Annotated in this window: 17 protein-coding genes and 1 pseudogene; 15 read left to right on the plus strand and 3 right to left on the minus strand. The window is 37.9% G+C overall.

Annotated features, from left to right (window positions below; translation table 11 throughout):
* Window positions 1–2: 2 nt before the first annotated feature.
* From fabG to LCP48_RS09510, 10 genes and pseudogenes are all read left to right on the plus strand, one after another.
* Window positions 3–773, plus strand: a complete 771-nt coding sequence (fabG, locus tag LCP48_RS09465; RefSeq protein ID WP_004228997.1) for a 3-oxoacyl-ACP reductase FabG — start codon at window positions 3–5, stop codon at window positions 771–773.
* A gap of 18 nt (window positions 774–791) precedes the next feature.
* On the plus strand, window positions 792–1,064 hold the full coding sequence (locus LCP48_RS09470) for a BMC domain-containing protein (protein ID WP_221683166.1): 273 nt from the start codon (window positions 792–794) through the stop codon (window positions 1,062–1,064).
* Between the two features lie 19 nt (window positions 1,065–1,083).
* Entirely contained in the window at window positions 1,084–1,926 is an 843-nt protein-coding gene (gene pduL, locus LCP48_RS09475; protein ID WP_225340895.1) for a phosphate propanoyltransferase, read from the plus strand.
* 6 nt (window positions 1,927–1,932) lie between these two features.
* Window positions 1,933–2,202, plus strand: coding sequence for a EutN/CcmL family microcompartment protein (locus LCP48_RS09480; RefSeq protein WP_004228986.1), 270 nt, complete (start codon window positions 1,933–1,935; stop codon window positions 2,200–2,202).
* Window positions 2,192–2,584, plus strand: coding sequence for a BMC domain-containing protein (locus LCP48_RS09485; RefSeq protein ID WP_225341024.1), 393 nt, complete (start codon window positions 2,192–2,194; stop codon window positions 2,582–2,584). Before LCP48_RS09480 ends, LCP48_RS09485 begins: the two co-directional genes overlap by 11 nt.
* A gap of 47 nt (window positions 2,585–2,631) precedes the next feature.
* Window positions 2,632–3,570 (plus strand): malate dehydrogenase, encoded by a 939-nt coding sequence (gene mdh / locus LCP48_RS09490; RefSeq protein ID WP_004228982.1) that lies wholly within the window; start codon window positions 2,632–2,634, stop codon window positions 3,568–3,570.
* Window positions 3,571–3,741: 171 nt separating this feature from the next.
* Window positions 3,742–4,274 (plus strand): annotated as a pseudogene (locus tag LCP48_RS09495) (cysteine hydrolase family protein).
* Window positions 4,264–4,809, plus strand: coding sequence for a GNAT family N-acetyltransferase (locus LCP48_RS09500; protein ID WP_066037479.1), 546 nt, complete (start codon window positions 4,264–4,266; stop codon window positions 4,807–4,809). The pseudogene LCP48_RS09495 and the gene LCP48_RS09500 overlap by 11 nt, the downstream one beginning before the upstream one ends.
* A gap of 25 nt (window positions 4,810–4,834) precedes the next feature.
* Entirely contained in the window at window positions 4,835–5,704 is an 870-nt protein-coding gene (locus LCP48_RS09505) for a DMT family transporter (protein ID WP_225340896.1), read from the plus strand.
* A gap of 637 nt (window positions 5,705–6,341) precedes the next feature.
* Window positions 6,342–6,764 carry a hypothetical protein gene (locus LCP48_RS09510; RefSeq protein WP_225340897.1) on the plus strand — a complete coding sequence of 141 codons (423 nt, stop codon included), beginning with the start codon at window positions 6,342–6,344 and terminating at the stop codon, window positions 6,762–6,764.
* A gap of 36 nt (window positions 6,765–6,800) precedes the next feature.
* On the opposite strand, the gene LCP48_RS09515 is transcribed toward LCP48_RS09510, so the two are convergent.
* Window positions 6,801–7,874, minus strand: coding sequence for a hypothetical protein (locus tag LCP48_RS09515; RefSeq protein WP_225340898.1), 1,074 nt, complete (start codon window positions 7,872–7,874; stop codon window positions 6,801–6,803).
* Window positions 7,867–8,421, minus strand: a complete 555-nt coding sequence (locus LCP48_RS09520) for a sigma-70 family RNA polymerase sigma factor (RefSeq protein ID WP_202341871.1) — start codon at window positions 8,419–8,421, stop codon at window positions 7,867–7,869. Before LCP48_RS09520 ends, LCP48_RS09515 begins: the two co-directional genes overlap by 8 nt.
* A gap of 163 nt (window positions 8,422–8,584) precedes the next feature.
* Between LCP48_RS09520 and LCP48_RS09525 the strand changes: the two genes are divergently transcribed.
* From LCP48_RS09525 to LCP48_RS09545, 5 genes are all read left to right on the plus strand, one after another.
* Complete coding sequence (locus tag LCP48_RS09525) at window positions 8,585–9,142, plus strand: GNAT family N-acetyltransferase (RefSeq protein WP_225340899.1); 558 nt, start codon at window positions 8,585–8,587, stop codon at window positions 9,140–9,142.
* Window positions 9,143–9,306: 164 nt separating this feature from the next.
* Complete coding sequence (locus LCP48_RS09530) at window positions 9,307–9,906, plus strand: hypothetical protein (RefSeq protein ID WP_004228955.1); 600 nt, start codon at window positions 9,307–9,309, stop codon at window positions 9,904–9,906.
* Window positions 9,907–10,111: 205 nt separating this feature from the next.
* On the plus strand, window positions 10,112–10,960 hold the full coding sequence (locus LCP48_RS09535; protein WP_404805809.1) for a hypothetical protein: 849 nt from the start codon (window positions 10,112–10,114) through the stop codon (window positions 10,958–10,960).
* 427 nt (window positions 10,961–11,387) lie between these two features.
* Window positions 11,388–12,170: a DUF4085 family protein gene (locus LCP48_RS09540; protein ID WP_225340900.1), complete on the plus strand. Its 783-nt coding sequence runs from the start codon at window positions 11,388–11,390 to the stop codon at window positions 12,168–12,170.
* 392 nt (window positions 12,171–12,562) lie between these two features.
* Window positions 12,563–12,787: a hypothetical protein gene (locus tag LCP48_RS09545; RefSeq protein WP_004228947.1), complete on the plus strand. Its 225-nt coding sequence runs from the start codon at window positions 12,563–12,565 to the stop codon at window positions 12,785–12,787.
* 184 nt (window positions 12,788–12,971) lie between these two features.
* Here the strand turns inward: LCP48_RS09545 and fumC are convergent, their stop codons facing one another.
* Complete coding sequence (gene fumC / locus LCP48_RS09550; RefSeq protein WP_216485488.1) at window positions 12,972–14,363, minus strand: class II fumarate hydratase; 1,392 nt, start codon at window positions 14,361–14,363, stop codon at window positions 12,972–12,974.
* Window positions 14,364–14,562 lie beyond the last annotated feature (199 nt).

A 14,562-nucleotide genomic window follows, 5' to 3' on the forward strand; every position in this document is an offset into this window, starting at 1 on the left:
AGTTGAAGGTCGATTTAACGGGGAAGGTTGTCATAGTTACTGGTGGTAGTAAAGGAATTGGGAAGGGGATTGCTACCGTATTTGCGGAACAGGGCGCTCATGTGGTGATTGCGGCAAGAGGTATGGAAGCTGCCACAGATGTAGCAAATCAATTACAAGCGCAAGGATACTCAGCTTCTGCTGCTACTGTTGATGTTGAAAACTATGAATCTGTTGAAAGCATGGCTACGGAGGTTGCTAGCTCCTTTGGTTCCATCGATATTTTATGTGCCAATGCTGGTATTTTTCCCTCCATGAAACTAGAGGACATGACGACTGCCCATTGGGATCAGGTATTAAATGTCAATGCCAGAGGAACGATGTTTGCTGTCAAAGCTTGCGTGCCCCATTTAAAGAAAGCGAATGCTGGCAGGGTCATTATTACCTCATCGATAACGGGTCCGGTGACTGGCTATGCTGGATGGACACATTATGCCGCAAGTAAGGCAGCTCAATTAGGGTTTATGCGGACTGCGGCTCTTGAATTAGCCCCTTATAATATTACGGTCAATGCCGTGTTACCAGGAAATATTGCAACAGAAGGCTTAGATGGTCTTGGAGAATCCTATCTACAAAAGATGGCGAAGGCGATTCCATTTGGCAGCCTGGGTCGTGTGGAGGATATAGCGTATGCTGCATTGTTCCTTAGTAGTAGGGAGGCAGGCTTTATTACGGGTCAATCGATCATTATTGATGGTGGCCAAACATTACCTGAGGATGCAGAGGCATTTTAAATGAAGGAGGGATACGAAATGAATTTAGGCGCATTAGGAATGATTGAAACAAAGGGCTTAGTGGGCTCTATTGAAGCGGCCGATGCAATGGTCAAGGCTGCCAATGTGAATATTGTTGGTAAAGTCCATGTGGGTGGCGGTATTGTCACGGTACTTGTTCGTGGGGATGTAGGGGCTGTGAAAGCCGCAACAGATGCAGGAGCAGCAGCTGCACAACGTGTTGGAGAGTTATTATCTGTACATGTCATTCCGCGACCACATGCAGAATTGGAAGCGATTTTAAAAGTGTAATAATGAGTGAGGTGGCTATATGAATGAACAAGCAATAATGCAAATTGTTAATGATGTCATAGCCGAATTACTACCTAAAAAAGAAGCAGCTCCTACATCAAATGAAATTCCTATAGGTATCTCTGCAAGGCATATTCATTTACAACAAGAGCATGTCGAGCAGCTATTTGGGAAAGGTGCTACGTTAAATGTGAAAAAAATGTTAGCTCAACCCGGCCAGTTTGCAGCACATGAAACGCTACAGGTGGTGGGACCAAAAGGAAGCATTCAAAATGTACGTGTATTAGGTCCAGCTCGCACCTTCACACAAATTGAAATTAGTCATACAGATGCGATTGCCCTAGGAATTCAACCACCTTTGCGTGAATCGGGCGAAATTGCTGGCTCAGCTAGCTGTATCCTGGTAGGACCCAGGGGACGTTTGATTTTACAAGAAGGGGTCATTATCGCACAAGCACATATTCATATGGCACCTGCTGATGCACAGCAGTTAGGTGTTCAGAACGGTCAATACGTCTCCGTTAAGGTGCAAGGGCGACGTCCCATTACCTTTGAGCAAGTGAAAATTCGTGTGGCTGATCACTATCAATTAGAAATGCATATAGATACCGATGAAGCAAACGCAGGCTTCATCCAACAGGGCGAAACAGGTACAATTATAACAGGTAAGATGGCAGGAGAGCCTTACAATAACTTCGTCAGTCCTCCAATTGAAATTAAACAAAAGATTATAACGGCAAATGATGTAAGCCGTTATCAAGGTGAGACAGTGATAGTCCCCAAAGAGGCAAGGTTGACGGCACTGGCGAAGGAGGCCGTGGAAAAATTAGAAATTGAACTTCAGTTTCACGAAAAAGGATGAGGATGCATGCGGATAGGAACAGTGGTCGGAAATATCTGGGCAACACGTAAAGAGGAAGGGCTACAGGGATTGAAATTACTCATTATCCAGCCAATAAAGTTGGATGGTCAACTGAGTGATGAACAAATTGTTGCTGCAGATCGTATAGGTGCAGGTGTTGGGGATAATGTCATTTTAACAATGGGCAGTGCTGCCGTACGAAGTTTTTCTACGACCAGTATTTGTCCAATTGATGCCATTGTTGTTGGCATTATAGATGGCACAGATGAATCGTGAGGTGAACACAGTGACAGAAGCGATAGGAATGATCGAAACGTATGGCTTGATTGGCTCCATTGAAGCTGCGGACGCCATGCTAAAGGCAGCCAATGTCCAATTAGTGAAACAGGAGCTAGTAGACGGTGGTATCGTAACCATTATTGTGGAGGGAGATGTTGGTGCAGTACAGGCTGCGGTTGATGCTGGTAAAGCGGCTGCAACGCGAACGAGCAAGCTACTAAGCGCACATGTAATTCCACGAGCAGCCAATGAAGTATTCACAGCGATTATTGATGAAACACAGCCGATAAAAGCGACGGAGGCAGCAGCCAAAAAAACAAGCACTCGCCAGAAGCCTCAGCAAACAAAACTTGTCGAGGATGAGCAGGCAGATAAGTAATCGGCGATCTTTAGCAATGAATCTATGTCGTTAGGAGGGAGAGGCAGATGAGCTTTAGGCGACCGAAAATCGCCATCATTGGCGCTGGACATACAGGTGCAACCGTAGCGTTAATGGTCGCACAGAAACAGATCGGGGATATTGTGCTTATCGATTTACCAGATTTCGAAAATGCTGCGAAAGGGAAGGCACTAGATATTCTCCAAACTGGACCCATAGAAAGATTTAACGTACAGGTGACGGCTACTTCAAAGTATGAGGAAATAGCTCATGCTGATATTGTGGTTATCACGGCAGGTATTGCAAGAAAGCCTGGCATGACACGGCAGGATTTAATTCATACAAATGCGGCAATCATCCGCACGGTAAGCGAACAAATCAAACGTTATGCGCCAACTAGCTATATTATCGTCTTAAGTAACCCTGTCGATGCCATGACCTATGTTTGTCTGGAAACAACGGGTTTTCCCAAAAATCGTGTCATGGGACAATCAGGTGTTTTAGATACAGCGCGCTTTAATACCTTTATCGCACAGGCTCTTCAGCTTGCTGTCGAGGATATATCGAGCTTCGTTTTGGGTGGACATGGCGATGAAATGGTGCCACTCGTTCGCTATACGTATGTCGGAGGAATACCATTAGAAAAATTAATGCCACAAGCACAGATTGAGCAATTAGTGGAGCGAACGCGAAAAGGTGGAGGCGAAATTGTCGCCCTACTTGGCAATGGCAGTGCTTACTATGCCCCAGCTGCCGCCATTGTCCAAATGATTGAAGCGATTGTGAAGGATCAACGGAAAGTAATGCCCATCATTACGTATTTACAGGGCGAATATCAAGTAGACAATGCCTGCATTGGTGTCCCTGTTGTTTTAGGGGGAGCTGGTATTGAAAGTGTAATTGAATTGCATTTAAACGAAGAGGAACAGCAAGCATTTAATCATTCGGTTCACCAAGTTTATCAAACATTAGCCTATATCAAATGATGCAAGCGCATGACACCATCTAATAGTGGCATGTATTAGATGGTACTTTACATAGTTGAGGCACCTTACGATGTTGTAAAGGTGCTTTTTGTTGTGCAAAATTTTCTTTTAATGGAAGATCGTTTTCTGTACAATTAAAAAAGTTACTACTGATGTACAAAGGAGGATACGATGAAACAAGCACTCATCATTATCGATATACAGGAGGCTTTCTTTCTAGATGGCCAGCAAAATCTTTGGAACAGTGAAGCTATTATCAAAAATATTAATGCCTCCATTACATGGGCACGGCGCAACGAAGTACCCGTTATTTTTATTCAGCATACAGACGCAGATGATGTGGATTTGCATTAGGTCAACTAGGCTGGGAACTGTATCATGGATTACTTAGACAGGCGGAGGATCAAGTGATTCAAAAAACAACGTGGGACGCTTTCTATCAAACGGAGCTTGCAGCTTATTTACAAGCGCATCACATCGAGCAATTGATTTTCGCGGGTGCTCAAACAGAGTTTTGTCTTGATACAACAATCCGTAGTGCTTTTAGTCATGGCTACCATCATAATATTTTAATAGAAGATGCACATAGCACCTTAGATAGTAATGTACTGGCAGCACCACATATTATTCAACATCACGAATCCATTTGGCATAATCGTTTTGTGCGGATTCAGTCAATTGGAGGATTCCAACATGCTGATTGATCAGAAAGAGCTCCAGATAAAAGAGCTATCCTATACAATTCGCTGTGCCCGACGCGAAGATGCCCAAGCCTTATCAGATTTACGCTTGCAATTAGACGGTGAAACGGAAAACTTCGATCGTGAACAGGGCGAGGCATTGATTGATCGAGCAGGCTTTGAGCAGCTTATTCAACAGGATAGCGAAAGCTCAAAAAATTTATGTTTAGTAGCGGTTGTCGGTGATCGGATCGTTGGGTTCTCAAGATGTGAGGGCTCTCCACTCAAAAGGCTTGCCCATAAAGTAACCTTTGGTGTTGGAGTCAGTAAAGAGTTTTGGGGCTATGGCATAGGAAAAGCCTTGCTGCAAGAATCCATTGATTGGGCAGATGCCAATGGTATTCGCAAAATAGCACTAGAAGTGTTAGAAACCAATGAGAAAGCGATACAGCTCTATAAAAAAATGGGCTTTTTAGTGGAAGGCATTCTGAAAAATGATAAATGTCTTGCAGATGGCAGGTTCTATCATACGATCATTATGGGAAGATGGCAGGAATAGCATCGGAGAAGGAATTTAAAACAGCATGACAAATTATATGTATATCTTTTGTTTGATTGTCTGGGGTCTTAATTTTATTGCAGTCAAAATTCAAGGAACGCCAGTCAGTTTAGAATTATCTTTAACCTATCGTTTAGTCATGACAGCCCTTTTATTTTTCATCGTTGCTTGGTTCTTGAAACCACAGGGTAAACCACAACAGGGTGACGTGCCTTTTATCATCGTTTTTGGCGTTTGTAATTTTGCATTCAGCTATTTAGCGCTGTATTATGCGACGATATGGAGCTCGGCTGCGATTGTCACATTAATTTTTTCATTAAAAGTCATACTAACACCCATCGCCCTACGGATATTTCTCAAGGAGCCATTGCATCGTCGTGTTTTAATTGGCGGTATTTTAGGTGTCATCGGCGTGGGGGTGCTGATTTATCCATCTTTACATAATATGGAGTTAAAAGGCGTGTTAATTGCCTTCGTAGGGACTGTCCTGACAGCCATTGGGGATGCAAGCTCTGCCAGAAATGCCAAGCATCAAATCAACCCGATTTATGCGAATGCCATTGGTTTTGCAGTGGGTAGTGCAGTCATGTGTGCCATTGTTTGGCTACAGGGACAAACAGTCGTAATACCCAAATCCTTTACCTACTTATCAGCGCTCTTGTATTTAACGCTTATTGCATCCTTTTTCGCATGGTTATTTTACTTAAAACTAGTCGAACGAATTGGAGGGGCAAAAAGTGGCTATATGGTTGCATTATTCCCCGTGATTGGTGGTATTGCGTCTGTTGTCATCGGCGAATCAACACTCAGTATTTATTTAATCTTAGGCTGTCTTTTTAGCTGTATTGGAGCTGCGATTGCCTTAGGCTTTAAAATTAAGCCTATTTTACGATGAACGAAAACCCCTTTCCCTTCATAAACTAGAGAAGAACGATTGAAAAGGGTGAGGGACAAAATGTCATTCGTTCCATTGAATGCAATGGGTATTTTGAGAGAAAAAGATGAGGATCACTGGGACATTGATCGCTGGGAAAATGATGGTGGCAGAAGCCTAGAGGCGTAAGGGAGACAGAAATTTGTCTCCCTTTAAATATTTTTGAAACCTTTTGATCAATTGCTCGTATGATAAGTAGATAAGTTTTCATTGTTAGCTATAAAAAAAGGGAGAAATGATTTTTTTGAACCATTGAACAAAACGATTACTATTCATTATTTACGTGATTGTCATTGCGGATGCGTATTACACAACGCTCTATATTGAACCAAAAACACCGCCGCAACACCAAACCATCAAAGCAACAGCCATCACGGTAGACCAACTACGGTAGCAAGCCTCATAAAAGGAAGCGGACAACCCGTCGTTTGAAGCCTTTTTGCTTCAAGCAATTTCTTCAAAGCGTGGTCCAGGAATTGGTGATGCAAGAAAAATTCGTAGAAGCACGAACTCCAAAGCGTGTCTATTTACACGATCAACAGCTACGTTGCTGACACCCTGTACATTTACAGGGTTTTTTTAATAGGAGGAGCAAAATATGAGTATGGCAACCTATATAGGCTTCAATTTTCCAGTTGAAATACAGGATGACTATACAGAAAATGAAGTTGACATAAATTATTTTTTCTCAGTAAAAGAGAATCGCCAAATTGTACAGGCAAAGCATTTTACAACACCCTATGTATATGAAATCGAAACAAAGGGAGAGCCCATTTTGCAAATGCATAACGAAAATAAAGTGTATTCCCCCCATAACTATGAAAAAGCCAAAAGAACTTTTCACCATGTATGTGACTTTCTAAAAAAATTCCTTCCCAAAGGAGATTATTGCGAAATCTACATTTGCTGGATAGGAGAAGAAGGGGAGGACCATGAGAAAAAATTCGAACTTTCGTTAGACCAACTGCCAGTAGATGAGGTAGAAATCGATGAGAAATGTTTGATGATGTTGAGAAACTAAAACCTTCAAACAGAAAAAAGATTGAAGCAATAAGCCTCAATCTTTTTTCTGTTTGCTAGGAAGCTGATAGCCCTCTAAGTCTGGAATAAATTCTTGTGGATCAATCGGCACATTCACTTCAAGCCTTTCTGGATGAACATAGCTTGTCAGCTCACCATTTTGGTCATATGTTTCACTTTTAACGAGAATGCCAGTATCTTTATCCACCCAAAAACGAAACGCTTCTGTCGTGCCTTTTAAATTTTCACTATTTGTCACCGTTTCATCCATTTTCCCAGCTAATACGATTGTATTATGACCTAACAACGCTTCATTTTGTTTTTCAATCTCCCAATGTTCCATATTTCTTAAATAACTAGCTGCTTTCTCATAAGCGAACAACGATATACTTGAACTTCCAAATGAAGGTCTTTCTCTCAATTTATTAGATGAAATAGGCGGATATTTCAAGTCTATACTAAAAGCTTGCTCAGGAGTAACTATGTCTCGTTTTGATTTCTGTTTCGTTTCACTAACTGTAGAAACTTTTTGTCCATTAAGTGCTGTATATTTTAACCAGCTCTTTCTGTTGTTATAATAATACTCCTGTGTATCGTTCTTGATTCCCGTCGTGTTATCATCTAAAGCGATTATTTTTTCATAGCCTCCAATTTCTTTTTTGGTACTTATTTTATAAGTAACACCTAATGTTCTAGTGGAACCGTCTTGAGAAATTTTATGTTCTTCAAATTTTCCAGCTGCAGAGTGAAAATAATCGATCGAATTTAATAATTTACTCACGACTTCCTCTTTCGTCATATCCCCATAAAATTCTTCTTGGATCGGGGGATGATAAAGAGAAGTTTCCATTGTAGGTTCGTGTGAACGGTCTCCCTTAGCAACTGGTTGTTCTGTCAGCTCCGTGACCATAAAATAGCTAGCCCCTATAAGAAAAAAAACAATGACAGCTATAGGTAACAAATGATTGAAAATGGATTGAAATTGGGGCTGTTTCTTGTGACCTTTTCGAAGCCTCTGCCTTACTTTTTCTTTATGTTTCTCATTAAAATGAATGTCCTTGAATGCCGTGTCATCCAATGCCTTGCCTATATTTTTAAACATATCATTCATTTATCTTGCACCCTTCCATTGATTTTTTGAGCAAAAGGCGAGCCCTATGAAGTCGAGACTTAATGGTTTGTAAACGCAAATCTAACAAATCAGCTATTTGGTTATAGGACAGCTCTTCATAATAATATAAAATAATAAGTTCTCTGTACCGTATTGGTAGAGCAAGAATCTTTTCAGAAAGTAATCGTTTATCCTCCTGTCCGACTAATTCCAACTCAGGGGATTGACTAGTACTCTTAATTTTTGAGAAAAATTCTGTCAGAACAATATTTCTATAAGACCAGCTTTTTAATTTATCTTTACATAGATTGACAGTAATTCGATATAACCATGTTTTATAGGAAGATTCATTCCTGAAATTATCTAAATGCTCATAGCACTTTATAAACACTTCTTGCGCAATATCTTCCGAAAGCTGCTTGTGCTTTATATACGTAAAGGCAAGACGTGCTATGTCATCTCCGTATGCCTTCATCAACCATTCAAGCCTCTCCTCCTTACTACATTCACTGCTAACTTCTATTGATGTTCTCACATGTTCAAGCATCCTCCACACCCTTTCAATTATTAGACGGAGTTGGTGCTATTTGGTTGTAATCAATTTACTATAATAACGAGTGATTTGTAATAGCAGTAAAAGAGAGTATGAGAGGTTTTTATGTTATTATTCAATAGTAAAATGCTAATAAATGGTGAAAAAGGGGAGTAGTATGCATACACAATTCGAATTTACGGTTTTTCCTCAATTGGAAACAAAACGTTTTATTTTACGAAAAGGGATAATGGATGATGCCCAAGATATTTTAAGTCTTTATTCTAATGAAAATGTAGTGAAGTACCTGCCATTACCATTGTTTGCTTCAGTTGAAGATGCTATTGATGAAATCAATTGGTATGAGAAAATTTTCAAAGAACAAAAAGGCTTAAGATGGGTAATCGAGGAAATTCAGACCAACAAGGTGATTGGCACATGTGGCTATTTGAATTATGAAAAAGAGCATCATCGTATAGAAATTGGCTATGATTTAAACCCTGACTATTGGGGGAAGGGTGTGATGCAAGAGGCTTTAAGCGCGATCATCCACTTTGCCTTTACATCCATGGGAATCAATAAAATCGAAGCAAAAATAGAGCCAGAAAACACAGCATCTATCAAACTATTGGAAAAATTAAACTTTTCTCAAGAGGGCCTTTTGAGGCAACATGAATTTGAAAAAGGGAAGTATGTGGATCTCGCTATCTTTTCCCTATTGAAAAGTGAATTTTAGGTGGTTAGAAAAGTCGCACTCATTATGAGGGGTGGCTTTTTTTACTGCGAGATACATAGAAAATCAGCCATATTTCACGTATTTATTAAATGGAAAATATTATAAAATTAACTAATGTAAGGTATTATTATAAGTAATGGCTAACCTTCTAAGGAGTGAGAGAGATGAAGCTCATAAAAGTTGTATTGACAGGACTATTGATTAGTGGATTGTTAACAGGTTGTATCGAGGAAGAAGAAACGAAAGGTGTACAGGTAAAAACTGAGGTAACGACAATCAAACAAGTAGCAGCAGTAAACCCTTCGAAAATCTGGAAGGATGTTTCAACCCCTGAAGGCTTCAATAACTATGGGATTGAACCAACGTTGGAAGCATGGATTGCCTATCATGCCCAAGATATTAACAAAACAACAGACGTAGACGAATATTACCCAAGGGCAGATCGTCTCACGAAGGAAATGATTTATTTTAGGGTTCAAGGGGAAGACCTTCAAAAGGATTTTGAAAATTTAAATGTACTGCAGATTTTGATGGGACATCTGGATTATGTGATATCGGTAGAGAAACAGCAAGGTCTAGATACAGCTGAGTTCTATGGAGAATTAACTAAGTGTTTTACGTATTTCACTGAATTACTTCACGATCTCAACGTAATCATCAATAACGATGGCAAGGGTGAAACATATGGGCTCACACACCAATTAGACGGGAGCAAGGTGGACGAACTCGAAAAACTTCTTTATTCAGAGGCTGGTAAGGAATAAAAGTAAAATAGATTTATTTACTATAAAGAAAAATATCAGGGGGAATATTTTTGAATAATAAACACTAATCCCTACAAATGAAATTAATGAAGAGTTTGAGGCTATTTTAGTAGAAAATGATAGTATTGCGCATTGTGAGATTCATTTAAAAAACGGCACGATCAAAAACAAACAACAACTAAACACCCGCTATGACGAGTTTGCTTTGGATACTGTGAATAATGAATTTTGTTTTAGTCTAAAAGATAAAAATAGCATAAATTTTCATAGAATTAATCTTCAAACATTCAGTCAAATAAATGCGGTAACATTAAATTTATACAATTATTTTTCCTCTGAAGAACTCAAGGATGAAAGCTATTATTCCAAGTTAATTTACCTTAATCATCAATATTTGTTGTATTTTATTTCGAAAAGAGAAATGAACTATGGACATCCTTTTTATCAATGTATTTTTTTAGTAAACACTTCAACAGGAGAGATAAAACGATTAAGTCCTTTACTTCCAAACGGAGATAATTTACTTAGATTAGATACCTCCAAAAACATCTATCTAAGCAATCATAATCACTTATTACTGTTAAAAACCGGGAGAATTAGACCCTTTGAAAAGCAATCAATGTATAAAAATGTAGATATTGAAAATCCTTATCATGACCACCTTGAATCTATTTATTTAATGAAGGTTTCATCTTTAATTGATCAACAAAATTTTAATAATGCAACATTGATATCTTTATTAAATTATTCAGGTGCTTCTGAAAAATTGCTATATGAGAACAATATTCTATCATACGTAGTATCTGATTTTACTAACAATACTAAAGAATTAATAAAACATGATTTGTTAAAAGGAGATGTTTCAAAATTTCTAGATGACCAATTAATACGAGATCATTTAAATGATGAATTTGAAATATTACCAAGCTACTATTATTATATTTCAAAATTATCTAAACAAGAAAAAAGTGATACATTTAATCTAATTGACGATGAATTGTCTTTTAATGTAAAGCTGGATGAGATAAGCGGAGAGAATTTTAATTTGTTATAAGCATCTGTAATGGAGGATGGATTACATAGGAGGATGAATAAACCACTCTCCGATGAAGTGACTGAATAGGATAGATACAATTATTTTCATTAGGAAGCTGTTTGGCATGGATTCGATATCCTATAGGGATTCATGTCTTTTAATTTTGCTTTCATCCATGCTATTTGGCTGAAGTGGTGAATGGAAATAGTTATCCAAATGAAAGAGTTAAGAGGTATTATTACATTACAAAGCAGATTAGTGGAAGTAAGATCTGAGAGGGCATGTGTATGAAGCGTTTAATTATTGGGATTGTAATAAGTTGGTTGATTTTATTGACCATGTGGTTTTTTACTACAGGATCGCCAAGTTAGGGTTTAATTAGATTATTAAGCTAGCGAGGTAGGTTAGTGAAAAATTCATCTATTAGAAAGACGAGGGTAATAAAATGAAATATTTTACTAAAGAATGGCATGAACTGTGTCAAAAAAATAATCTCCATCTGCATTTAGAGGAAGAAAAGCAAGCTGAAACATTCTCAGAAGAATATTTTCAACAGCTTTACGACTTTGAATTAAATAGTTGGCTTACTTTACAGGAAGAAGCTAATTTAATATTAAAATCTAATGAAACAGCAAACAAAGGTGAAGATAATCACTATGAACCTTTTAATAAAGAGAAGGGAATAGAACAATTCCATGATATTTTCATACATAATCTTATGTATTTAAAAAAGCAATTACCAAAAACAATAGTACAACAGATTGCAGATATAAGGGTGTTTGCTTTAGATAAGGCAACTCGTAATGTAATAAATGCTGTAACTCAACTTTGCGAGGAAAATAAAAGAATTGTAACTACAGTAATTGAAGATTATAAAAGATATATAAAAGAAAACGCAACATTACTGGATATAGAAATTGATGGGGATTTTAGTTTCCATGATTGCAAAATTATAAAGTCAATCAAGAATGATCAATCCTTAATTTTACTCCTTGATAACAACGGGAGTTATACAAATATAGATGAGGTCATATTTGAAAATTTTAATATGATCAAACAGGATGATTTGTTAGAAGATGCATGGTGGCTGTATGAGGAAATATATAAAGTGAATGACAAATATGAATTTCACGTTTTGCTACTAAATGAAACGATGGATTTAATTGATTTTATTATATCAGCTGAACAAATTTCCTTTATAAGTAATAAAAATAATCTTTTATCGTAAACTGAGGCGTTTTTAAAAAAGCCAATCCATGATGGGGGGTCTTAATTTGTTTATGTATGATTGATTTATTAAAAGTCACATATCCAATCATAAATTTCTTAAAAAGAGTTTGAATTTAAATATGAAGGCATATTCCAAATTATGATATGCTTTTTTGAGGTGTAACGTTCGTTTAGGTTGCTATTCAAACTAAGCTAACATTGACCTAACGTAAAAATCATACATATACGCCAGAAGGTTATATCAAAATTCTAGCGTTTTTACTTTTATAGAAACTAGATAAATTAAATAGCCTTACTCACGCGTTATTTTACGCACGTTGCAGTTTTAATCAGCCCTAATTTACATTTAACACCTCAAATTATCAAGTGAATAAAAAGGGAGGTATCTTATTGTTTAAAGAAGTTTCAAAACCTCAATTAGTACTATCTTTTTTAATGGTTTTTATAGGTTTTTCACAAGCATTTAACAACTGGGGAGAAAAGAGAGGTTTATCTTTATTCTTTTTAATTGCTAGTAGTGTACTTTTACTTTTTTCTATTATTGGTCTGTTTGTTTATAGGAAAAGGCAAATAACACTAAAGACTAAAGAGCTTCAAAGGGGTTCTGGGTTATAAAGAAAAAAAGATTGAAGCGATTAGCCTCAATCTTTTTTACTCACGCATACGCTAGCCGTATTTTATTAGCCCCACTAACATGCCGTAAAATACATTAACATTCGTTGCTCAAAATGGGTGATATTATCAGAGGCGTTGATATATCAATGTTTTAAAGGCATTGTGTAGTCAACATGCATTGCTTCTATTTTACGTTCGGATAAATCATTGTTGCTGGGTCTACATATTCATCGAACTGTTCTTCTGTAAGTAAGCCACTTGCGATGGCTGCTGCCTTTAAGGTCGTGCCTTCTTTGTGGGCCTGTTTTGCGATTTTTGCTGCGTTTTCATAGCCAATATATGGGTTTAACGCTGTTACAAGCATTAATGAATTTTGTAAATTATGATTAAGTACCTCTTTGTTTGGCTCAATGCCTACTGCACAATGGTCGTTAAATGATTTCATTGTATCCGCTAATAGGCGAGTTGATTGTAAGAAGTTGTAAATGATGACTGGTTTAAAGACGTTTAATTCAAAGTTACCTTGAGAAGCGGCGAAGGCAATCGTTGCGTCATTTCCAACTACTTGCGTGACGACCATTGTCATTGCTTCACTTTGGGTAGGGTTTACTTTACCTGGCATAATGGAAGAGCCTGGTTCGTTTTCTGGGATCGTAATTTCCCCAATACCTGAACGAGGGCCACTTGCTAGCCAGCGCACGTCATTGGCAATTTTCATTAAATCAGCCGCTAAAGCCTTTAATGCACCATGTGCTACAACAGCTTCATCATGACTTGTTAAGGCATGGAATTTATTTGCAGCCGATGTGAATTGTTTGCCTGTTAGCACACTAATTTCCTCAGCCACACGATCACCAAATTCAGGGTGAGCATTGATTCCTGTACCGACCGCTGTTCCACCAATTGCAAGCTCCTTCATATAGTCAATATTATGGATAATCATATGCTCTGATTTTGCGAGCATGGCTGCCCAGCCGCTAATTTCTTGACCTAATGTAAGAGGTGTCGCATCCTGTAAATGCGTACGACCAATTTTAATAATGTCCTTAAATTGAGCTGCTTTATCTTCCAAAGTTGCTTTTAGTAAACGTAGTCTTGGTAATAAATAATCTTCCACTTTTAAAACAGCCGCAATATGCAATGCTGTTGGGAATGTATCATTTGAGCTTTGTGATTTATTGACATCATCATTTGGATGAATACGGTCCGCTTCACCAGCATCCTCTAATAGTTGATTCGCACGGTGAGCAATGACTTCGTTCACATTCATATTGGATTGTGTACCACTACCAGTTTGCCAAACCACAAGAGGGAATTGATCGTCCCATTGACCATTTAAAATTTCATCTGCAGCCTGCACGATGGCATTTGCTTTAATATCAGAAAGTTTGCCTAGTTTATTATTCGCAATCGCCGCACTTTTCTTTAGGATCGTCATAGCTTGCACAAGCTCAATTGGCATTTGTTCCGTACCAATTTGGAAATTTTCTTTACTGCGCTGTGTTTGCGCGCCCCAAATTTTATTAGCAGGTACTTTAATTTCACCCATAGTGTCTTTTTCGATACGATAATCCATGTCAAAACAGCTCCTTTAGTATGTAAAGTTCTCCTCATGTACAGATAAAAACGGATACTCTTAGTCTGATGTAAGAATATCCGTTTGATACATGCTTATTCAAAAAAGAGGGGGATTCTGAATAAAGCAATTTGGAGAAAGAAATAATCTATTGATAATGATAATTGTTATCAATTAAAAAGTCAACGGTTTTGCTTGA

The sequence above is a fragment of the Lysinibacillus capsici genome (assembly GCF_020217405.1).
In the GTDB taxonomy this organism is placed as follows: Bacteria; Bacillota; Bacilli; order Bacillales_A; family Planococcaceae; genus Lysinibacillus; species Lysinibacillus capsici.